The organism is Streptomyces sp. NBC_00354, from assembly GCF_036106915.1.
In the GTDB taxonomy this organism is placed as follows: domain Bacteria; phylum Actinomycetota; class Actinomycetes; order Streptomycetales; family Streptomycetaceae; genus Streptomyces.
The window spans coordinates 2,561,095-2,582,966 of sequence record NZ_CP107983.1 but is presented as its reverse complement, the minus strand read 5'-3'; the positions used below and the strand labels follow the sequence as shown (position 1 = coordinate 2,582,966).

Genomic DNA, 21,872 nt, shown 5'->3' with positions numbered 1-21,872 from the left:
AGTGCAGGCACGGGCAGGGGGCAGGGGTTTCATGGACACCGACGGCACGTACGGCCACAGCCAGCGCGGGCCCGGTGGTCCGCCTGACGGAGTGGCTGCCGGAGGCCACGTGCCCCGCCCCGCCGGACCGCCGCCCGTACTCCCGCCACGACCGGCCAAGGCCCCGCCGCCACCCGCCTACGCACCCGGCGCGGCGGCTGAGGGCCCGATGCCGGCCCAGCCCCCCTTCACCGCCTGGCTGCGTGCTCCCCGCCCGGCGGCGGAGCCGGGCATCTGGCGTTACGCCTACACCCCGGCAGAGCCGAAGCCCACCGGCTCCGACCGGTCCGTGCTGACCCGGGTCGTCGTCGCCTTCCTCGTCTACTTCGTCTGCTGGCGGCTCTTCGTTGCCGGAGACCTCCCCTTCCTGGGGGCTCCCCTCTATTTCTTCACCCCTGCCGGATGGTGGACCGACGGCCTCACGCGCGCGCCGGTCGACCACCGCGGCATGGCCGCCCTGGAGCTCTACGAGCTGCTGGGCACCGTGGGCATGTTCCTCGGCTTCGCCAGGATCGGCGGGTGGCGAGCGGCCTTCGACCGACTGGTCGCTTCCCGGGGGCCTTGGTACCGGGCGCTGGGGGCGGCGGCCGCCGCCCTCGTCGTGGTGCTGCTGATCGAGAACAAGACACTGTCGGTCTATCCCCTGGCGTTCGCGCACCTGCCGTACGCGGAACTCGGCAGCACGGCCGCCTCGGTGATCACCTACGCCCTCTACGCCCTGATCTATCTCCCCGTCATCCTCGTCTTCGGCCGCCTTGGCGGCTGGGCCTCCCTGCTGGCGGATCTCCTCTCTCCGGCCGCCCCTCCTGCGGCCGCCCCGGGCGATCCGGGCGATCCGGGTGGTCCGGAGGATCCGGTCGGCTGGCCGCAATTGCGAGCCGCCGGGCTGGGGGAGTCCGCCGACCGGCTGGCCGCCGAAGCCGAAGCGGGCCGCATGAACGACGTCGACCTCGCGCGGATCCGCCGCGCCTGGGAGTCCGTAGTGGTGGACCCCTCGCGCCACACCGCCTTCGTCCACGCCGTGCGGGCCAAGGGAGCCGCCGCCTGCGGCCACCCCTCGGGTGCGCGCGACCTGCCGCTGCGAACCGCCTGCCACGACCTGGCGGTTGCGCAGGTCCGTCTCGGCCGGGTCACCGACGCCGAGCCCAACCCGTACGAGCGGCGCGGGACCGGGTTCGCCTTGGACCCCGAGGTCCTCGGCACCTCGGTTCTCGCCGTCGGCCCTTCGGGCGCCGGAAAGACGAGCCTGCTGGTCCGGCCGGTCGTCGAGTCTCTGGCGCTCCAGGCTCTCGCCGGACAGGCGGCGGTGATCGCCGTCGGTGCCGCCGGAAGCCGGCTGGGGCCCGACGAGGCCTACGACATCGTGGTCCGTCCCGGCGACCCCGCGTCCGTCCATGACCTCGACCTCTACGGTGGCACCACCGACCCCGACGAGGCCGCCTCCCTCCTCGCCGACGCGCTCGTCGGTGACACGCCGGGGATCGACGTACGCCGGGCTGCCACGGCCCTCGCCCAGCTCCTCGGCCCCTTCCGGGCCGCGTACGACCGCTTTCCCACCGTTCCGGAGCTGCGGGCGCTGCTCGACCAGCTGCCGGCCGCCCTCGCGGAACTGCGCCAAGAGCTGGAGAGCGCCGGGCACGGGACGATGCTGCGCGAGCTCGACGCCCGTGCCCGCCAGCACACCGCCCACAGCGATCCCGGGGCGGCTCTCGCCGACCGTGTGGCGTTGCTCGACCGGCCCGCCTTCCACGGCTTCTTCGACAGCACCGGCACCGGTCGGCCCTTCTCCATGCGTGCCCTGGAACATCCGATCCGGGTCCGCGTCGACCTCCCGGAGCGCGGTCATCCCGACGCGTCACGGTTGTTGGCCCGGCTGCTCCTCGCGCAGTTCAACGCCTCCGCCACGGCCCGGGCCGACCGCTCCCTCTTCGCCTTCCTCGCCCTCGACGACGCTTCGCACACGCTCACCCCCGATGTCGTTCGCGGAGTACAGAGGCTCCGCACGGCGAACGCCGGAGTCCTGCTCGCGCTTCGCACCCTGGACGACGTACCGGAAACGCTCAGGACCCCGCTGCTCGGGGCGGTCGGCTGCCGGATGGCCTTCTCCGGGGTCACCACCTGGGACGGCAAGCGCTTCGCCGATGCCTGGGGCACCGAGCTGGTCGAGACGCGGGACGTCACGAGCCGGACGGTCTACGCCGATCAGCCCTTCACCCGAGCCCTGCACGCCGTGCGCAAGCTGATCACCGGGAAGGCGGTGACGACCGACGCGGTCACGGTGCGGCAGGTGGAGCGCGAGCGCTGGTCGGCCTCGGCCCTCGCCAACACCGTTCCGCCGGGGCATGCCGTGCTCTCGCTGACCTCGGTCCGCGGCGAGCGGGCGGCTCCGCTGCTGGTCCGGCTGGCCGCGACGGGCTGAGCCGACCCGTACGAGGTGGCAGAATCGAGGGGAGTCGTTCATACGACAAGGCGAAATTCCGCGCCGCGCCCCTCCTTACCTCTAAGGCCCCTGGTACCCGATGCCGCTCACTCTCGCCTCGCTCGTCCAGCACTCGGCGCTCAAGCTCAGCGTCCGGGCGGGGGAGAGCCGCCTGGACACCCCCGTCCGCTGGGCCCACGTCAGCGAGCTCGCCGACCCCGTCCCCTATATGGAGGGCGGGGAACTGCTCCTGATCACCGCGATGAAGCTGGACGCGGAGGATCCGCAGGAGATGCGCCGGTACGTACGCCGCCTCGCCGCGGCCGGGGTCGTCGGCATCGGCTTCGCCGTCGGCGTGAACTACGAGGCGGTCCCGGAGGCGCTGGTCGAGGCCGCGCGGGCCGAGGACCTGCCGCTGCTGGAGGTGCCGCGCAGGACCCCGTTCCTCGCGATCAGCAAGGCCGTCTCCGCGGCCCTCGCCGCGGACCAGTACCGCGCGGTGACCGCCGGCTTCGAGGCACAGCGGGAGCTGACGCGGGCCGCGCTGTCCGCCGACGGCCCCGCCGAGCTGCTGTCGAAGCTGGCGGCGCACGTGCACGGCTGGGCCGCCCTGTACGACACCTCGGGCGCGGTGGTCGCGGCCGCCCCGGAGTGGGCAGCCCGGCGCGCCGCCCGGCTGACCCCCGACGTGGAGCGGCTGCGGGAGCGGCCGGCGCCGGCGAGCGCGGTGGTGGGCGGCACGGAGGACCGGGTCGAGCTCCAGTCGCTGGGGACCGGCCGACGGGCCCGCGGCGCGCTCGCCGTCGGCACCGGGGCCCCGCTGGGCACGGCCGAGCGGTACGCCGTGCACTCGGCGGTGGCGCTGCTGACCCTGACCACGGAGCGGTCGAGGTCGCTGCACGACGCGGAGTCCCGGCTCGGGGCGGCGGTGCTGCGGATGCTGCTGGACGGGGAGGCCGAGCATGCGCGGGCGGTGGCCGGGGACCTGTACGGGGCCCTGCTGGAGGCGCCGTTCCGGCTGATCGTGGCGGAGCCGGCGCTGCCGGGGACGGCGCAGCCGGAGGGGCTGGCGCTGCTGGCCGATGCGGTGGAGTCGGCGGCAGCCCGTGCGGGGGAGGCGCTGCTGGTGGTGCCGGAGCCGGGGCGGCTGGTGGTGCTGGCGGCCGACGGGGGCTCGGCGGTGCAGGCGTGCGCGGACCACGCGGAGGCGCTGGAGTCGCGGCGCGGGCGGGAGGCGACGGGTCCGGAGCCGGACGAGCTGGTGGTCGGCCTGTCCGCCGCCGCGGTGCCTGCGGGGGTTTCGGCGGCCTTCAAGCAGGCCGACCAGGCGCTGGCCGTGGCCCGGCGGCGGGGGCGGCCGATGGTGGAACACGAGGACCTGGCGGCGGGGTCGGTGCTCCCGCTGCTGGCGGACGACGCGGTACGGGCGTTCGCGGACGGTACGTTGCGGGCGCTGCGCGAGCACGACGAGAAGGGGCGGGGGGATCTGGTGGCGTCCCTGCAGGCGTGGCTGTCGCGGCACGGGCAGTGGGATGCGGCGGCGGCCGACCTCGGGGTGCACCGGCATACGCTGCGGTACCGGATGCGGCGGGTGGAGGAGATCCTGGGCCGCTCCCTGGACGACCCGGACGTCCGCATGGAGCTGTGGCTCGCCCTCAAGGCCACCTCGCCTGCGGCGTAGCCACCGGGTTGCCGCTGCGCGGAGCCCGGGAAACGGAGCGACACTGACAAACCGGCGCGGCCGGCGCCCGGCATGCTCCACCCCGGATAAACGCCGAATCCCGGACGGAGTCCTACGGTGGAGGGGACAAGGACCCCGCACACACTCGAAGGGCCGGGATTCGCATGACTTCCACCCACGCCTTCTGGCTCGCCGGCCGCCAGGCCACCGGCGAGGACAGCTTCGACGTCCACTCCCCGTGGGACAACCGGCTCGTCGGCACCGTCAGCGTGCCCACCGACGCCCAGGTCGAAGAGGCCGTGGCCGCGGCGTACGCCGTGACGGCCGAGTTCTCCGCGACTCCCGCCCATGTCCGTGCCGCCGCCCTGGACCACGTGTCCAAGCGCCTCGCCGAGCGCACCGAGGAGATCGCCCAGCTGATCTCCGCCGAGAACGGCAAGCCCATCAAGTGGGCCCGCGGTGAGGTCGGCCGTGCGGTGTCCGTGTTCCGCTTCGCCGCCGAAGAGGCCCGCCGCTTCAACGGCGGAGAGGCCCAGCGCCTCGACACCGACGCCGGCGGCGTCGGCCGTCTCGCGCTGACCCGCCGCTTCGTCAAGGGCCCGGTCCTCGGCATCGCGCCGTTCAACTTCCCGCTGAACCTGTGCGCCCACAAGGTGGCCCCGGCCATCGCCGTCGGCGCGCCGATCATCCTGAAGCCGGCCCCGGCCACCCCGCTCTCCGGCCTGATCCTGGGTGAGCTGCTCGCCGAGACCGACCTCCCGGCCGGTTCCTGGTCGGTCCTGCCGGTCGCCAACGACAAGATGCCGGCCCTGGTGAAGGACGAGCGCCTGCCCGTCATCTCCTTCACCGGCTCCGACAAGGTCGGCTACGCCATCCAGCAGTCGGTGCCCCACAAGCACTGCACCCTGGAGCTCGGCGGCAACGCCGCCGCCGTGGTCCTGGACGACTGGTCCTCCGAGGCCGACCTCGACTGGGCCGCGACCCGTATCGCGACCTTCTCGAACTACCAGGCCGGCCAGTCCTGCATCTCCGTGCAGCGCGTGATCGCCGACGCCTCCGTCTACGACCGCCTCGTCGAGAAGGTCGTCACGAAGGTCCAGGCCCAGGTCACCGGCGACCCCTCCGACTCCGCCACCGACGTCGGCCCCCTCGTCTCCGAGGACGCCGCCAAGCGGGTCGAGACCTGGGTCGACGAGGCGATCTCCGCCGGAGCCAAGCTGCTCACCGGCGGCAAGCGCGAGGGTGCCTCGTACGAGCCGACCGTCATCGCCGACCTGCCCGCCGATACCACCCTCGCCGTCGAGGAGGTCTTCGGGCCGGTGCTGACGCTGACGAAGGTCGAGAACACCGACGAGGCCTTCGCCGCCGTCAACGACTCGAAGTTCGGCCTGCAGACCGGCGTCTTCACCCGGAACATCCAGACCGCGTTCCGCGCCCACCGCGAGCTCGAGGTCGGCGGTGTGATCGTCGGCGACGCGCCGTCCTACCGCGCCGACCAGATGCCGTACGGCGGCGTCAAGCAGTCCGGTGTGGGCCGCGAGGGTGTCCGCTACGCGATGGACGACTACACGTACGAGCGAGTCCTGGTCCTGACCGGCCTCGACATCTGATTCTCGTACGGCCCGAAAGCCGACGGCCGGAGCCTACTGTGCGGGGGCTCCGGCCGTCCCCTTTTCTCTTCGGCTCGGTTCGCGGTGACCCGCGGCCCTTCGACTCACTCGCCAGGCGGTAGCCCCGCGGGCGGGCCGGTTTTCCCTCACTCGGACCGCCCCGGCTTTTCCCGGAGGGCCGGAGAGGGTACGACTCACAGGTAGCACCGGCCAGTAGGCCGGTAACACCGACTCCGGCGGCGAGGTGAGTCCCCTCATGTCCGCAACACAGCCCAAGGTGACCGAGCGCGAGGCACGGCAGGTCGCGGAAGCGGCCCGGGAACAGGACTGGCGCAAGCCCAGCTTCGCCAAGGAACTCTTCCTGGGGCACTTCCGGCTCGACCTGATCCACCCGCACCCGATGCCGGCGGACGAAGACGTCCGGCGCGGCGAGGCCTTCCTGGCCCGGCTGCGGGCGTTCTGCGAGACCGAGATCGACAGCGCGCGCATCGAGCGCGAGGCCAAGATCCCCGACGAGACCGTGCGCGGGCTCAAGGAGCTCGGGGCCCTCGGCATGAAGATCGACCCCAAGTACGGGGGCCTGGGCCTCACCCAGGTGTACTACAACAAGGCGCTGGCCCTCGTCGGCTCGGTCAGCCCCGCCATCGGGGCCCTGCTCTCCGCCCACCAGTCGATCGGCGTCCCGCAGCCGCTGAAGATGTTCGGCACGCAGGAGCAGAAGGAAACCTTCCTGCCTCGCTGCGCGACCACCGCCATCAGCGCCTTCCTGCTCACCGAGCCGGACGTCGGCTCCGACCCGGCGCGGCTGGCCACCACCGCCGTCCCCGACGGCGAGGACGGGTACGTCCTCGACGGGGTGAAGCTCTGGACCACCAACGGGGTCGTCGCGGACCTGCTGGTGGTGATGGCCCGGGTGCCGAAGTCGGAGAACCACCGCGGCGGGATCACCGCCTTCGTCGTCGAAGCCGATTCCCCCGGGATCACCGTCGAGCACCGCAACGCCTTCATGGGCCTGCGCGGCCTGGAGAACGGCCTCACCCGCTTCCACCGGGTCAAGGTGCCCGCCTCGCAGCGCATCGGCGCCGAGGGCGCCGGGCTCAAGATCGCGCTGACCACCCTGAACACCGGCCGGCTGTCCCTGCCCGCCATGTGCGTCGGCGCCGGGAAGTGGTGCCTGAAGATCGCCCGTGAGTGGTCGGGCGTGCGCGAGCAGTGGGGCCGTCCGGTCGCCCGGCACGAGGCCGTCGGCGCCAAGATCTCCTTCATCGCCGCCACCACCTTCGCCCTCGAAGCGGTCGTCGACCTGGCCTCCCAGATGGCCGACGAGGACCGCAACGACATCCGCATCGAGGCCGCCCTCGCCAAGCTCTACGGCAGCGAGATGGCCTGCCTGATGGCCGACGAGCTCGTCCAGATCCGCGGCGGGCGCGGCTTCGAGACCGCCGAGTCGCTGGCCGCCCGCGGCGAGCGCGCCGTCCCCGCCGAGCAGATGCTGCGCGACCTGCGCATCAACCGGATCTTCGAGGGCTCCACCGAGATCATGCACCTGCTGATCGCCCGCGAGGCCGTCGACGCCCACCTGTCGGTCGCCGGCGACCTCATCGACCCCGAGAAGGCGCTCGGCGACAAGGCCAAGGCCGGAGCCCGCGCCGCCGGGTTCTACGCCCGCTGGCTGCCCAAGCTCGCCACCGGCCCCGGCCAGGTCCCCGGCGCGTACCGCGCCTTCCACCCCGGCGGCCACCCCGACCTCTCCGTCCACCTGCGCTACGTCGAGCGCAGCGCCCGCAAACTCGCCCGGTCCACCTTCTACGCCATGTCCCGCTGGCAGGGCCGCATGGAGACCAAGCAGGGCTTCCTCGGCCGGATCGTCGACATCGGCGCCGAGCTCTTCGCGATGAGCGCCGCCTGCGTGCGCGCGGAGCACCTGCGCGCCTCGGGGGAGCACGGCCGCGAGGCCTACCAGCTGGCCGACGCCTTCTGCCGGCAGTCCCGGATCCGCGTCGAGGAGCTCTTCGGCCGGCTCTGGTCCAACACCGACGACCTGGACCGCAAGGTCGTCGCCGGGGTGCTCTCCGGCACCTACACCTGGCTCGAGGAGGGCGTGCTCGACCCCTCCGGCGACGGCCCCTGGATCGCGGACGCCACCCCCGGCCCGTCGACTCAGAAGAACGTCCACCGCCCCATCCGCTGACCTGCGATCATCGCCGGGTGCCCGTCAGGCGTACGACACTGGCGACAGGGAACCCGGGAAAGCGGATGCATGTGAACGTGGACAGGGAGAGCCGACGGCTCGCCTGGTGCGTGGCGCTCCTGCTGCGCCACGCACCGGACGCCGTCGCCGCCGACCTCCTCGGGCGGCTGGACGCGCCCACCCGCCGGTTCCTGTGCCGGGACGAATACCTCCCGGCCTCCGCGGTCACCCTGCTGCTGCGCGAGGGCACCGACGAGGACCGCCGCGCCATCGCCCGCAGCCCGCAGGTGCACGGCCGCCCCCTGCCCGGCCTCCCCGGCCCTGCGCGGTACGCGGCCCGCCCCGGCCCCTCTCCGGAACTGCTCGCCACCCTCGGCGCCGAGCTCCGCCGCCCGCTCGGGCCGCCGCCGACCGGTGCAGAGCATGCCGGGCCGTCTGCGGAGCCTGTCGGGCCGCCGCTGACCGGCCCCGAGCTCATCGGGCTGCTGCGCCGGCACGGCAGCCGCCGGCCTCGCATCCCGCTCGACGTACTGGCCCTCCCGTACGAGCTCGACCCCGAGACCCTGCTGCGCGAGCACGCCCGCACCCCACTGCCGCCCGGCTCAGTGGAGGCCCTGCTGCTGGTCGCCGATCTGGACCGGCGGGCCAGGCTCGCACTGCTCGACACCCGCGCGCAGGCCTCGTACGGACCGGCATGGCACCGGCCGGCGGTCCGCGCCGTCCGGACCGGCACCCTGACCTTCGACGAGCTCGCGGCGGCCGTCGCACCGGCCCACCGGGCCCTGCTGCTCGGGCAGGCCCACGCCGCCGGCGGCCTCGGCTGGAACCTGGCCGAGTGGGCCGGGATGCGCTCGGCCCTGCTGCGGGTGCTCCGCCCGGCGCTCGGCGACGACCCGCGCCTGTGGGCCGAGCTGCAGCGGCACGCCCCCGGGTTCACCGGCACCCTGCCCGAGCTGGCGGCCGCGGTCGCCGCCGGGGCCGCGCCGCCGCAGCCGCAGGCCGCGATACCCGGCCTCGCCGAGGCCGTGGACGCCCTTGCGCCCGGCTCCGCCCGGGAGCCGGACGACAGCGTGAACCGCGAGCTGGCCCTCGCGAGCCTCGGGGTGCCCAACGCCATGGGCGATCTGCGCGAGGACATCCGGTGGGTCCGCGCCTGCCTCGACGACGGCATCCTGGCCGGCGCCGACGTGATCCGGCACAAGGCCCCCGCCGCCTGGGCCCTGGACGAGGGCCACTGGCTGGGGGAGGTGGACCACCCCGACCGCCACGACCACCACCCGGCGGTCCTCGCCGCCCGCGCCGAGGCGGACCGGCTGTTCGAAGCCGCCCTCGGCGGGGACGCCGACGCCTGGTGGCGGGCCGCCCGCGCGCTCCCGGACTTCGCCGGGACGCTGCCCGAACTGCTCGCAGGCGCCGTTCACGGGGACTCCGTGTCCAACCGCTCCTGAGTTGCGGCAACAATGGGGGCATGAGCGACCGCCCAGCCCCCCTCGCCGATCCGCACCTCCTCTTCGACCCCGCGGCCGGCCGGCGGGACATCGTCATCCTCGGGTCCACCGGGTCCATCGGGACCCAGGCCATCGACCTCGCCCTGCGCAACCCCGACCGGTTCCGGGTGACCGCGCTGTCCGCCGCCGGAGGGCGCGTCGGGCTGCTGGCCGAGCAGGCCCGGCAGCTGCGCGTGAACACCGTGGCCGTCGCCCGCGAGGACGTCGTACCGGCCCTGAAGGAGGCGCTGAACGCCCAGTACGGCGCCTCCGAGCCGCTGCCCGAGATCCTGGCCGGGCCCGACGCGGCGACCGAGCTCGCCGCCTCCGAGTGCCACACCGTCCTCAACGGCATCACCGGTTCCATCGGCCTCGCGCCCACCCTCGCCGCACTGCGGGCGGGCCGCACCCTGGCCCTGGCCAACAAGGAGTCGCTGATCGTCGGCGGCCCGCTGGTCAAGGCCCTCGCGAAGCCCGGCCAGATCATCCCGGTCGACTCGGAGCACGCGGCCCTCTTCCAGGCCCTCGCCGCCGGCACCCGGGCCGATGTGCGCAAGCTCGTGGTCACCGCCTCCGGCGGGCCCTTCCGCGGCCGCACCCGCGCCGAGCTGGCCGGCGTCACCGTCAAGGACGCCCTCGCGCACCCCACCTGGGCCATGGGCCCGGTGATCACCATCAACTCGGCGACCCTGGTCAACAAGGGGCTGGAGGTCATCGAGGCGCACCTGCTCTACGACATCCCCTTCGACCGCATCGAGGTCGTGGTCCATCCGCAGTCGTACGTCCACTCGATGGTGGAGTTCTCCGACGGCTCCACGCTCGCCCAGGCCACCCCGCCGGACATGCGCGGACCCATCGCGATCGGCCTCGGCTGGCCCGAGCGCGTCCCGGACGCGGCCCCCGCCTTCGACTGGACCAAGGCGTCGACCTGGGAGTTCTTCCCCCTCGACACCGAGGCCTTCCCGTCGGTGGGACTGGCCCGGCACGTGGGTACCCTGGGCTCCACCGCCCCCGCCGTGTTCAATGCGGCGAACGAGGAGTGCGTGGAGGCGTTCCTGGCCGGTCGGCTGCCGTTCACAGCAATCATGGATACGGTCTCTGCCGTGGTCGATGAGCACGGGACGCCGGACGCGGGAACTTCTCTCACGGTCGCAGACGTCCTCGAAGCGGAGACCTGGGCCAGGGCCCGGGCACAGGAGATGGCGGCCCGGGCCGCCGTGGAGGCGCGCGCATGACAGCACTCATGACGGTGCTCGGAATACTCATCTTCGTATTCGGGCTGCTCGTTTCCATCGCCTGGCACGAGCTCGGCCACCTCTCGACGGCCAAGCTGTTCGGCATCCGCGTGCCCCAGTACATGGTCGGCTTCGGCCCGACCATCTGGTCGCGCCACAAGGGCGAGACCGAGTACGGGATCAAGGCCATCCCGATGGGCGGCTACATCCGCATGATCGGGATGTTCCCGCCCGGCGAGGACGGCAAGGTGACTGCCCGGTCGACCTCGCCTTTCCGCTCGATGATCGAGGACGCGCGCTCGGCGGCGTACGAGGAGCTCCAGCCCGGCGACGAGACGCGGCTGTTCTACACGCGCAGGCCGTGGAAGCGCGTGATCGTGATGTTCGCGGGCCCGTTCATGAACCTGGTGCTGGCGCTGGCGATCTTCTTCGGCGTCTGGATGAGCTTCGGGATCAACCAGACGACCACGCAGGTCGCGAGCGTCTCGCCGTGCGTCATCCAGCAGAGCGAGAAGCGCGAGATCTGCAAGGCCGGCGACCCGGTCGCCCCGGCCAAGGCCGCCGGTCTGCTGGCCGGGGACCGGATCGTGGCGTTCAACGGCCGCAAGGTGGCCGACTGGGCCGCCCTGCAGAAGCAGATCCGCGACACGGTCGGCCCCGCCACCGTCACGGTCGTCCGGGACGGGAAGCAGCAGACCCTGCCGGTCAACCTGATCGAGAACAAGGTCGCCAAGACGGACGGCCACGGCGGGTACGTCAAGGGCCGGTACGTGACGGCCGGCTGGCTCGGCTTCAGCCCGAAGAGCGAGATCGCCCCGCTGTCCTTCGGCCAGTCCGTGGACCACATGGGCGAGGTCGTCGACAACAGCGTCCAGGGGCTGCTCAAGCTGCCCGCCAAGGTCCCGGCCCTGTGGGACGCGGCCTTCAGCGGAGCCGAGCGCGAGCCCGACTCCCCGATGGGCATCGTCGGCGCGGCCCGGATCAGCGGCGAGATCGCCACCCTGGACATCCCGGCAGAGCAGCGGCTGGTGTTCTTCCTCCAGCTCGTCGGGTTCTTCAACCTCTCGCTGTTCCTGTTCAACATGCTGCCGCTGCTCCCGCTCGACGGCGGGCACATCGCGGGCGCCCTGTGGGAGTCGGTCCGGCGCACCGTGGCCCGGGTCTTCCGGCGCCCGGACCCCGGCCCGTTCGACGTGGCGAAGCTGATGCCCGCCGCGTACGTGGTGGCCGGCGTGTTCGTCTGCTTCACGCTGCTCGTGCTCGTGGCCGACGTGGTGAACCCGATCAAGATCACCTAGTACGTCCGCATGTACGCCGGCCGGACGGGGAGCCGGGCACGCTTCGTGCCCGGCTCCCTACGTTCGGGTGTTCCGGGCCCTCGGATGCATGGGCCGCCCCGTGGTTGGCGTAATCTCGAAACCTGGAGCCCGCCGATCTCGGGACCTTGATCCACACCTTGGGGTTGCACAGCAGATGACTGCCATCTCTCTCGGAATGCCGGCCGTGCCGACGAAGCTTGCCGACCGCAGGGTCAGCCGCAAGATCCAGGTCGGCTCGGTGGCCGTCGGCGGCGACTCACAGATCTCGGTGCAGTCGATGACGACCACCCGGACCTCCGACATCGGCGCCACGCTCCAGCAGATCGCCGAGCTGACCGCCTCCGGCTGCGACATCGTCCGCGTGGCCTGCCCGACCCAGGACGACGCCGACGCCCTCGCCGTCATCGCGAAGAAGTCGCAGATCCCGGTCATCGCCGACATCCACTTCCAGCCCAAGTACGTGTTCGCCGCGATCGACGCCGGCTGCGCCGCCGTCCGCGTGAACCCGGGCAACATCAAGCAGTTCGACGACAAGGTCAAGGAGATCGCGAAGGCCGCCAACGACGCGCGCACTCCGATCCGCATCGGCGTCAACGCCGGCTCCCTCGACGCCCGGCTGCTCAAGAAGTACGGCAAGGCCACCCCCGAGGCGCTGGTCGAGTCCGCGCTGTGGGAGGCCTCGCTCTTCGAGGAGCACGGCTTCAGCGACATCAAGATCTCGGTCAAGCACAACGACCCGGTCGTCATGGTCAACGCCTACCGCCAGCTCGCCGCCCAGTGCACGTACCCGCTGCACCTCGGCGTCACCGAGGCCGGCCCCGCCTTCCAGGGCACCATCAAGTCCGCCGTCGCCTTCGGCGCGCTGCTCTCCGAGGGCATCGGCGACACCATCCGCGTCTCCCTCTCGGCCCCGCCGGTCGAGGAGATCAAGGTCGGCATCCAGATCCTGGAGTCGCTGAACCTCAAGCCGCGCCGCCTGGAGATCGTCTCCTGCCCGTCCTGCGGCCGCGCCCAGGTGGACGTCTACAAGCTGGCCGAGGAGGTCACGGCGGGCCTCACGGGCATGGAGGTCCCGCTGCGCGTCGCCGTCATGGGCTGCGTCGTCAACGGCCCGGGCGAGGCCCGCGAGGCCGATCTCGGTGTCGCCTCCGGCAACGGCAAGGGCCAGATCTTCGTGAAGGGCGAGGTCATCAAGACCGTCCCCGAGTCGAAGATCGTGGAGACCCTCATCGAAGAGGCGATGAAGATCGCCGAGCAGATGGAGAAGGACGGCGTGATGTCCGGCGAGCCCACCGTCGCCATCGGCGTCTGAGCACCCCGGGCGCCCCGGCGGCGCCCCGCACGCATCGGCCCCGGCCCCGTTCCCGCAGCTCGCGGGCGGGGCCGGGGCTTTTTCGTGACCCGTGGGACCAGGCATGCTCCGGTGGCGGCGGGTACAGTTCGGAGATCAGCAGACTTGTATGGTGAGGCCCCAGTGTTGACGCAGACCACCACCCGGGTCCTTGAGCCCAGTGATCTCGACGCCGCCCTCGAAGTCCTCGGACGCGAGCCGGTCGAGAACGCCTTCGTCACCTCCCGGGTCCAGGTCGCCGGACTCGACCCCTGGCGTCTGGGCGGCGAGATGTGGGGCTACTACGCCGACGGCGAGCTGCGCTCCCTCTGCTACGCGGGCGCCAACCTGGTCCCCGTCTGCGCCGACTCCGACGCCGTCCGCGCCTTCGCCGACCGGGCCCGCCGCACCGGCCGCCGCTGCTCCTCCATCGTGGGCCCCGCCGACGCCACCCGGCTGCTGTGGCGGCTCCTGGAGCCCAGCTGGGGACCTGCCCGCGACGTCCGCTCCCACCAGCCGCTCATGGTCACCGAGCGGGCGTCCGCGGACGTGCGCCCCGACCCGCTCGTGCGGCGGATCCGCAAGGACGAGATGGACCTGATCATGCCCGCCTGCGTGGCCATGTTCACCGAGGAGGTCGGCGTCTCACCGATGGCGGGCGACGGCGGGCTGCTCTACCAGGCCCGGGTGGCCGAGCTGGTCGGCACCGGCCGCTCCTTCGCCCGCATCGAGGACGGCAAGGTCGTCTTCAAGGCGGAGATCGGCGCGGCGACCGCCAGGGCCTGCCAGATCCAGGGCGTGTGGGTGGACCCCGAGTTCCGCGGCCGCGGGCACTCCGAGAGGGGGATGGCGGCCGTCGTCGAGTTCGCGCTGCGCGATGTCGCGCCCGTGGTGAGCCTGTACGTCAACGACTTCAACACCGCGGCGCGGGCGTCGTACCGGCGGGTGGGGTTCCATGAGGTGGGCGCGTTCATGAGCGTGCTCTTCTGAACGCGCCTCACACGCCGGCGGAGCCGAGTGCGGTAGGGGTGGGGGCCGTACGGACGGGGTGGGGGAACGCCCAGTAAGGTCGCCGCATGCTGCCTACCCCCGGGGGCGACGACCCCGACCGGCCCGCCGGACTCCGCATCGGTCCCCTCGACCTCGCCGACCGCGTGGACGAGGCGCTGCGCGTGCAGGCCGTGGCCTTCGGGCTCAGCGAGGAGGAGGTCGGCATCCGGCGCTACATCGTGCAGCGCCACATGACCTGCCGCGGAGCCCGTGCCCTCGGTGCGTACACCGAGGACGGGGCGCTCGCCGGGTTCGTGTACGGGATGCCGAACGACCGGGCGTACTGGTGGTCCTCGGTCGTCGAGCCGTACCTGCGGGCCGAGGGGCACGACGGCTGGCTCGACGGTTCCTTCGTGATCACCGAGCTGCACGTCCACCCCGGCTTCCAGGGCCACGGCGTCGGCCGCACCCTCATCACCCGGCTCACCGACGCCGCCGAGGAGCCCCGCTCCATCCTCTCCGCCATCGACACCGAGAGCCCGGCCCGCGGGCTCTACCGCGCCCTCGGCTACACGGACCTGGCCCGCCAGGTGCACTTCCCGAGCGCGAGCCTCCCGTACGCCGTGATGGGAGCCCCGCTGCCGCTCCGCCGCGCTTGAAACGGGTTTCCGGGGGGCCGGGTGCCCCGGGTAGCCTCCCGTCATGTCATCGCAACACGTGCAGCGCATGTCCCGCCTCATGGCCAAGACCCTCCGAGAGGACCCGGCCGACGCGGAGACCCTCAGCCACCGGCTCCTCGTCCGCGCCGGATACGTCCGCCGCAGCTCCGCGGGCGTCTGGACCTGGCTGCCGCTCGGCAAGAAGGTCCTCGACAACGTCTCGCGCATCGTCCGCGAGGAGATGGACGCCATCGGAGCCCAGGAGGTGCTGCTCCCGGCGCTGCTGCCGAAGGAGCCGTACGAGGTCAGCGGGCGCTGGACGGAGTACGGGGACCTGCTCTTCCGGCTCAAGGACCGCAAGGGCGCGGACTACCTCCTCGGCCCCACCCACGAGGAGATCTTCACCCTGGTGGTGAAGGACCAGTGCACGTCCTACAAGGACCTGCCGGTCATGCTCTACCAGATCCAGACCAAGTACCGGGACGAAGCCCGGCCGCGGTCCGGCGTGCTGCGCGGCCGCGAGTTCCAGATGAAGGACTCGTACTCCTTCGACGTGAGCGACGAGGGCCTCGCGGAGTCCTACGCCCTGCACCGGGCCGCGTACCAGCGGATCTTCGAGCGCCTCGGCCTGGACCACCGCATCGTGTCGGCGGTGTCGGGCGCGATGGGCGGCTCGGCGTCGGAGGAGTTCCTGGCCCCGGCGCCGGCGGGCGAGGACACGTTCGTGGACTGCCCGTCGTGCGACTACGCGGCGAACACGGAGGCGGTGACCTTCGCGCTGACGCCGGTGGACACCGAGCACCCCGCGCTCGAGGAGGTGGACACCCCCGACACCCCGACGATCGAGACCCTCGCCGCGCACCTGGGCGTGCCCGCGTCGGCGACGCTGAAGAACCTCCTGGTGAAGGTCGACGGCGAGATCACGGCCGTGGGCGTACCCGGTGACCGGGAGGTGGACCTCGGCAAGCTCGGCGAGCATCTGGCCCCGGCGGTCGTGGAGTTGGTGACGGCCGAGGACTTCGTCGACCGCCCCGACCTGGTACGCGGCTACGTGGGCCCGCAGGGTCTCGGCAAGGTCCGCTACCTGGCCGACCCCCGTGTCGCGCCCGGCACTTCGTGGGTGACGGGGGCCAACCGCGAGAACACGCACGCCCGGAACGTGGTCTGCGGGCGGGACTTCGAGGTGGACCAGTACCTCGACGTGGTCGTCGTCGAGCCCGGCGACCCCTGCCCGCGCTGCGGTGCCGGGCTCCGGCTGGACCGCGCGATCGAGATCGGGCACATCTTCCAGCTGGGCCGCAAGTACGCGGACGCGTTCGGGCTGGACGTGCTGGGCCGGGAGGGCAAGCCGGTGCGGGTCACGATGGGCTCGTACGGCATCGGCGTCTCGCGGGCGGTGGCCGCGCTGGCCGAGCAGACCGCCGACGAGCGGGGCCTGGCCTGGCCGGCCGCGGTGGCCCCGGCGGACGTCCACGTGGTGGCGGCGGGCAAAGCGGTTCCGCTGGCTCTGGCGGAGCAGGCGGCCACCGCGCTGGCCGGCGCGGGCCTGCGGGTCCTGCTGGACGACCGGCCGGGCCTGTCGCCGGGTGTGAAGCTCACGGACGCGGAGCTGATCGGGGTCCCGTGGATCCTGGTCGCGGGCCGCCGCTCGGCGGACGAGGTGGTCGAACTCCAGCACCGCGCCACCGGCACCCGCGAGGAACTCCCCCTGTCCGAAGCCCTGTCCCGCCTGACGGCCTGACCCCCACCCCCCTCCGGCCACCCGCTGCCTCCGGCTGCCTGCCTTCCGTCGTCGGCCAGCGGGTGCCGGCTAGCGGGTGCCGGGTGCCGGGGGCCGGGGGCCGGGGGCCGGGGGCCGGGGGCCGCTGCGCGGAGCTTTCTCCCCGCCCCGCCCCTTCCCGAAACCGGGGGCTCCGCCCCCGGACCCCCGCGCCTCAAACGCCGGCGGGGCTGGAGTTTCCCCCGGTCGGGGCTGGATGGCGCGCAGCGCCATCCAGCCCCGCCGGCGTTTGAGGCGCGGGTCCGGGCCGAGCCCGGGGAACGGAGAAAGGGCGGGGCGGGGAGAAGGCCCGCGCAGCGGCAGCAGTCAGCCGGCCTGCGCTTCGTCCGTGCCGGGTGCGGTGGCGGCGTCCGGGGCCGGGCCCGGTGAGCCGTCCACGCTCGGTCCGGGGCCCGGGGAACCGTCCAGGTCGGGGCCCGCGTCCGGGGAGCCGTTCAGCGTGGGCCCAGGATCCCCGGAGCCGTCCAACGCGGGGCCAGGGCCCGGGGAGCCGTCCACTGCGGGGCCGGGGGCTGCAGAGCCGTCCACTGCGGGGCCGGGGTCTGCAGAGCCGTCCAGCGCGGGGCCGGCGGCAGCCGGGGCGTTCAGTGCGGGATCGGGAGCCGGTGAGGCGTTCAGCGCAGGGCCAGGGTCCGGCGAGGCGTTGAGTGCGGGGCCGGGGGCCGGCCCCGGGGCCGCGCGTTCCAGGAAGCGGAGGAGTTCCACCGGGAAGGGGAGGACCAGCGTGGAGTTCTTCTCCGCAGCCACCGCCACCACCGTCTGCAGCAGTCGCAGCTGCAGCGCCGCCGGCTGCTCCGACATGACCTCCGCCGCCTGGGCCAGCTTGTGCGAGGCCTGCAGCTCCGCGTCCGCGTTGATCACACGGGCCCGCCGCTCCCGGTCCGCCTCCGCCTGTCGGGCCATCGACCGCTTCATCGTCTCGGGAAGGGACACGTCCTTGATCTCGACCCGGTCGATCTGCACGCCCCAGCCCACCGCCGGGCTGTCGATCATCAGCTCCAGGCCCTGGTTGAGCATCTCCCTGTTGGACAGCAGATCGTCCAGGTCCGACTTGCCGATGATCGACCTGAGCGAGGTCTGCGCCATCTGCGAGACGGCGAAGCGGTAGTCCTCCACCGCCACGATCGCGTTCGCCGGGTCGACGACCTTGAAGTACACGACCGCGTCCACGCGCACCGTGACGTTGTCCCGCGTGATGCCCTCCTGAGCCGGCACCGGCAGCGTCACGATCTGCATGTTCACCTTGTGGATCCGGTCGATCACGGGAACGATCATCGCGAAGCCGGGTGGCCGGATCTCATCGCGCAGCCTGCCGAAGCGGAAGACCAGGCCCCGCTCGTACTGCTTCACCACCCGGGCCGCGGCGCCCATGTAGACCGCGACGCCCACACCCGCGGCGATTGCCGCTGTCAGCAGTTCTTCGACCATGACGGCCCCCTGCCGGACGTGCATACCTACCTAAACGGTATGCCCTACAACCAGGCCGCGAACTCCAGCAGCAGCTCCGCGTCCCGGCGCCGCCCCGCGGCCAGCGCCCGGTTCCCGGACTCCACCGCACGGAACAGCGTCCAGCCCCGCAGCCGGTCCCGGTCCACTTCCAGGGAGTCGGCCAGCTTGTTCACCCGGCGCCGGGCGCCCGCCGCCCCCGCCGAGGACGCGACCTGGTCCTCCAGCCGGTCCCGGACCAGCCGGGCCAGGTCGTACGCACGGTCCCCGACCAGCGGATCCGGGCCGACCGCCAGCCACGGCGCGCGCTCGCCCGCCAGCACCTTGCCCTGCCGGAAGTTCCCGTGCAGCAGCAGCTCTTCGCCGGGCAGCGCCGTCAGCTCCTCGCGGACCGCGAGCGCGGCGGACGCCAGCGCCTCGGCCTCCGGCGGGGCCTTGCGCAGCACCTCCGCCTGCTGCGCGGTGCGCTCCGCCACCGTCTCGAACGGGTGCCCGGCCGGCGGGGCCACCCACAGCCTGCGCAGCGTCCCGCTCGCCTCGAGCAGGGCCTTCGCCTCCGGCAGCGACCGCAGCGACACCTCCGGGTGGAGCCGCTCCAGCAGCAGCGCCCCGTCCTCCTCGTGGTGCCGGGTGTCGAGGACCCGTACGGCGCCGAACCCGCCCCAGTGCGCCAGCGCGGCCAGCTCCCGGTCGGGCCGCGCGGACGGGGGAGCCAGCTTCACCGCGGCCGGGGTCCCGTCGGCGTAGTGGACGAGGACGACCAGACTGCTCCGGCCACCCGGGGCCTGCACCCGCTGGGCCTGCACCCCACGCCGGGCCAGCGACTCCTCGGCGAGCCGGGGCAACTGCCCCAGCCAGTCCGCGTTCTGGGCCGGATCCGGCGTCTCGCCGAGCGCCCGTACAAGCCGCTGCGGCGGTTCGAAAGCCATGCGTGCGTGGTCCCTTTCAGCTGGTCCGGGCTCGTTCTCCACGTTCCGTGAGCCCAGGGAAGGCTACGCCGACACCACGCCAGCGTGCCGCGCGCACGGCCGCGGAGCTCAGCGCGTCGGCCGCCTCGCGGCGCAGCCGGCCGTCCGCCGCCCGCACCAGGTCGGAGTACGCACCCGCCACCCGGTCCTCGATCTCGGCGGCCAGCCGCTCGGCATCGGCCGGGGTGCGGACCTCGAAGGGCAGGGCGTACGCCGCCTCCGAGGGCCGCGGAGAACCGCCCATCTCGCGCACCGTCCGGGCGAGCGCGTCCCGGCGGGAGAGGTGCCCGCCGTGCGCCTCGCGGGCCTCGGCGGAGCGCGCCGAGGAGGCTCGCGCGCCGATGACCCCGTAGCCGTACGCGGCCGCGTGCTCGGCGGCGAGCGCCGACTGCGCGGCCTCGAGGGCGCGGTTCGCGGGGGAGGGTTCGGGCTTCACGGCTTGGCTCCCTGGGGCGAGGTCAGCAGGTAGGCGTGTACGGCGCCGCACGCGGCCACCGAGGCCAGCAGCCGGGCCAGCTCCCCGGGCGCCCCGGCCAGGGCGATGGTCCGCGCCTCGGCGAGGCTCCGCTCGGCGTCCGCGAGGGCGGTCAGGGCCTCCTCGGGCTTCGGCGGCACGGGTTCGCCGTTCACCGCGGGGGCGCCGGCCGCCGCGGACGAGGCGGCGGCGGAGGGCGAGGCGGAGCCCGAGGGCTTGCCGGTCGCGGAGTCCGAGGAGGCCAGTGCCCCGGTGTGCGCTGCGACCGCGGCCCGCAGTGGCGCGAGGCGCGCGGCCAGGGCCGGATGGGCGGCGGCGGTCGCGTCGTAACGTTCCAGCAGCCGCTCGCTGTCCCGAACGGCCGTCTCACGCATCCGCCGTTCGAGTGGAACCCCGACAGCGGTGTCCGACGAGCCGTCCCCGTCGGAGCACCCGGTGAGCAGCGCGGCGCCGGCCACACCGGCGGCACCGGCGAGCAGGCTCCTGCGGGAGAGCCGCAAAGGCGAAGTCCAGGGCACGGCGACGTCCTCGAAGGTGGTGACGGGACAGGGTGTGATCACCGTACCCGGGGCCCTGTCCCCACGGAGGACGGCAACACCCTCCGCGACCGGATACCCTTTGACCTGACACGCGACGTAAACCACAACAGCACACGCGGCCGAGGAGTCACCCGGATGAGCACCACCCAGAGCGACAGGCTGCGCGGATTGCTGGAGCCGCTCGTCGCCGCCAAGGGCCTGGATCTCGAGGACGTCGAGATGTCCAAGGCCGGCAAGCGCCGGATGCTGCGCATCATCGTGGACTCCGACGAGGGCGTGGAACTGGACGCGTGTGCCGAGCTGAGCCGCGAGGTCTCGGACAAGCTCGACGAATCCGATGTGATGGGCGAGGACGAGTACGTCCTCGAAGTGAGCTCGCCGGGCGCCGACCGCCCGCTGACCGAGCACCGTCACTACGTACGGGCGATCGGCCGCCTCGTGAAGTTCCAGCCGGTGGAGGGCGGGGAACTGATCGCCCGCATCATCGACGTGGACGACGAGGGAATGGACCTCGAGGTGCCGGGTGTGAAGGGCCGCAAGGCGACCGCCCGCCGTATTGCTTTTACCGACATCGCCAAGGCGCGGGTCGAGATCGAGTTCAACCGCAAGGACAAGAAGGAAGAGGAGGCGTAGCCGTGGACATCGACATGAGTGCCCTGCGGGGTCTGGTCCGGGAGAAGGAGATCTCCTTCGACCTGCTCGTCGAAGCGATCGAGTCGGCCCTCCTCATCGCGTACCACCGCACCGAGGGCAGCTTCCGGCGCGCGCGCGTGGAGCTGGACCGCACCAACGGCCACGTCGTCGTGTGGGCGACCGAGGACCCGCGGGACCTGGAGGAGGGGCAGGAGGCCAAGGAGTTCGACGACACCCCGTCGGACTTCGGCCGGATCGCCGCGACGACCGCCAAGCAGGTGATTCTGCAGCGTCTGCGCGACGCCGAGGACGACCTGACCTTCGGCGAGTTCGCCGGCCGTGAGGGCGACGTCATCACCGGTGTCGTCCAGCAGGGCAAGGACCCCAAGAACGTCCTCGTCGACATCGGCAAGCTCGAGGCCATCCTGCCGGTGCAGGAGCAGGTCCCCGGCGAGGAGTACACGCACGGTCTGCGCATCAAGGCGTACGTCGTACGGGTGGCGAAGGGTGTCCGCGGTCCGTCCGTGACCCTGTCGCGCACCCACCCGAACCTGGTGAAGAAGCTCTTCGCGCTGGAGGTCCCGGAGATCGCGGACGGCAGCGTCGAGATCTCGGCGATCGCCCGCGAGGCCGGCCACCGCACCAAGATCGCCGTACGGTCCACCCGCTCGGGCCTCAACCCGAAGGGCGCCTGCATCGGCCCGATGGGCGCCCGTGTGCGCAATGTCATGGCCGAGCTGCACGGCGAGAAGATCGACATCGTCGACTGGTCGGACGACCCGGCGGAGATGGTCGCGAACGCGCTGTCACCCGCCCGGGTGAGCAAGGTCGAGGTCGTCGACTGGGACACGCGCTCCGCCCGGGTGACCGTGCCCGACTACCAGCTGTCGCTGGCCATCGGCAAGGAGGGCCAGAACGCCCGCCTCGCCGCGAGGCTCACCGGCTGGCGCATCGACATCCGTCCCGACACCGAGGCGTCCCCGGACGCCGACCGGGCCCGGGACGGGGAATAAATCCGGTACCGGCCGGAGCTGTCCAGCCGGTAGACAGGATCAAGACAGCAGATCTCGA

General features: G+C 72.9%; 17 protein-coding genes. 13 read left to right on the top strand and 4 right to left on the bottom strand.

Annotated elements, in window-relative coordinates:
• Positions 1–31 precede the first annotated feature (31 nt).
• From OHT74_RS11200 to OHT74_RS11150, 11 genes are all read left to right on the top strand, one after another.
• The gene (locus OHT74_RS11200; RefSeq protein WP_443047350.1) at positions 32–2,458 is read left to right on the top strand and encodes an ATP/GTP-binding protein; all 2,427 of its coding nucleotides are present in this window, start codon (positions 32–34) and stop codon (positions 2,456–2,458) included.
• Between the two features lie 100 nt (positions 2,459–2,558).
• Positions 2,559–4,139, top strand: coding sequence for a PucR family transcriptional regulator (locus OHT74_RS11195; RefSeq protein WP_266997281.1), 1,581 nt, complete (start codon positions 2,559–2,561; stop codon positions 4,137–4,139).
• Between the two features lie 164 nt (positions 4,140–4,303).
• Positions 4,304–5,749, top strand: coding sequence for an aldehyde dehydrogenase family protein (locus OHT74_RS11190; protein ID WP_266663214.1), 1,446 nt, complete (start codon positions 4,304–4,306; stop codon positions 5,747–5,749).
• A 256-nt stretch (positions 5,750–6,005) separates the two neighbouring features.
• The gene (locus tag OHT74_RS11185; protein ID WP_266663212.1) at positions 6,006–7,940 is read left to right on the top strand and encodes an acyl-CoA dehydrogenase family protein; all 1,935 of its coding nucleotides are present in this window, start codon (positions 6,006–6,008) and stop codon (positions 7,938–7,940) included.
• 77 nt (positions 7,941–8,017) lie between these two features.
• Positions 8,018–9,388: a hypothetical protein gene (locus OHT74_RS11180; protein ID WP_328620173.1), complete on the top strand. Its 1,371-nt coding sequence runs from the start codon at positions 8,018–8,020 to the stop codon at positions 9,386–9,388.
• 20 nt (positions 9,389–9,408) lie between these two features.
• The gene (dxr, locus tag OHT74_RS11175) at positions 9,409–10,662 is read left to right on the top strand and encodes a 1-deoxy-D-xylulose-5-phosphate reductoisomerase (protein WP_266997285.1); all 1,254 of its coding nucleotides are present in this window, start codon (positions 9,409–9,411) and stop codon (positions 10,660–10,662) included.
• Positions 10,659–11,960, top strand: a complete 1,302-nt coding sequence (locus OHT74_RS11170; RefSeq protein ID WP_328620172.1) for a M50 family metallopeptidase — start codon at positions 10,659–10,661, stop codon at positions 11,958–11,960. Before dxr ends, OHT74_RS11170 begins: the two co-directional genes overlap by 4 nt.
• A 175-nt stretch (positions 11,961–12,135) precedes the next feature.
• The gene (ispG, locus tag OHT74_RS11165) at positions 12,136–13,293 is read left to right on the top strand and encodes a flavodoxin-dependent (E)-4-hydroxy-3-methylbut-2-enyl-diphosphate synthase (protein WP_266663204.1); all 1,158 of its coding nucleotides are present in this window, start codon (positions 12,136–12,138) and stop codon (positions 13,291–13,293) included.
• A gap of 162 nt (positions 13,294–13,455) precedes the next feature.
• On the top strand, positions 13,456–14,301 hold the full coding sequence (locus tag OHT74_RS11160; protein WP_328620171.1) for a GNAT family N-acetyltransferase: 846 nt from the start codon (positions 13,456–13,458) through the stop codon (positions 14,299–14,301).
• Between the two features lie 86 nt (positions 14,302–14,387).
• Positions 14,388–14,960: a GNAT family N-acetyltransferase gene (locus OHT74_RS11155; protein WP_266997287.1), complete on the top strand. Its 573-nt coding sequence runs from the start codon at positions 14,388–14,390 to the stop codon at positions 14,958–14,960.
• 43 nt (positions 14,961–15,003) lie between these two features.
• A complete protein-coding gene (locus OHT74_RS11150; RefSeq protein ID WP_328620170.1) occupies positions 15,004–16,701 on the top strand; it encodes a proline--tRNA ligase in 1,698 nt (565 codons plus the stop codon).
• Between the two features lie 345 nt (positions 16,702–17,046).
• Here the strand turns inward: OHT74_RS11150 and OHT74_RS11145 are convergent, their stop codons facing one another.
• The 4 genes from OHT74_RS11145 to OHT74_RS11130 are packed head-to-tail and all read right to left on the bottom strand — an operon-like array spanning position 17,047 to position 20,189.
• Positions 17,047–18,168 (bottom strand): slipin family protein, encoded by a 1,122-nt coding sequence (locus tag OHT74_RS11145; protein ID WP_328620169.1) that lies wholly within the window; start codon positions 18,166–18,168, stop codon positions 17,047–17,049.
• Between the two features lie 44 nt (positions 18,169–18,212).
• Complete coding sequence (locus OHT74_RS11140; RefSeq protein WP_266663198.1) at positions 18,213–19,115, bottom strand: aminoglycoside phosphotransferase family protein; 903 nt, start codon at positions 19,113–19,115, stop codon at positions 18,213–18,215.
• Positions 19,116–19,131: 16 nt separating this feature from the next.
• Entirely contained in the window at positions 19,132–19,590 is a 459-nt protein-coding gene (locus tag OHT74_RS11135) for a ferritin-like domain-containing protein (protein ID WP_266663196.1), read from the bottom strand.
• Positions 19,587–20,189: a hypothetical protein gene (locus tag OHT74_RS11130; protein ID WP_328620168.1), complete on the bottom strand. Its 603-nt coding sequence runs from the start codon at positions 20,187–20,189 to the stop codon at positions 19,587–19,589. The genes OHT74_RS11135 and OHT74_RS11130 overlap by 4 nt, the downstream gene beginning before the upstream one ends.
• A 114-nt stretch (positions 20,190–20,303) precedes the next feature.
• Here OHT74_RS11130 and rimP point away from each other — a divergent pair, with 114 nt between their 5' ends.
• A complete protein-coding gene (rimP, locus tag OHT74_RS11125; RefSeq protein ID WP_266663192.1) occupies positions 20,304–20,801 on the top strand; it encodes a ribosome maturation factor RimP in 498 nt (165 codons plus the stop codon).
• A gap of 2 nt (positions 20,802–20,803) precedes the next feature.
• Entirely contained in the window at positions 20,804–21,814 is a 1,011-nt protein-coding gene (gene nusA, locus OHT74_RS11120; RefSeq protein WP_266663190.1) for a transcription termination factor NusA, read from the top strand.
• The last annotated feature ends 58 nt before the right edge of the window (positions 21,815–21,872 follow it).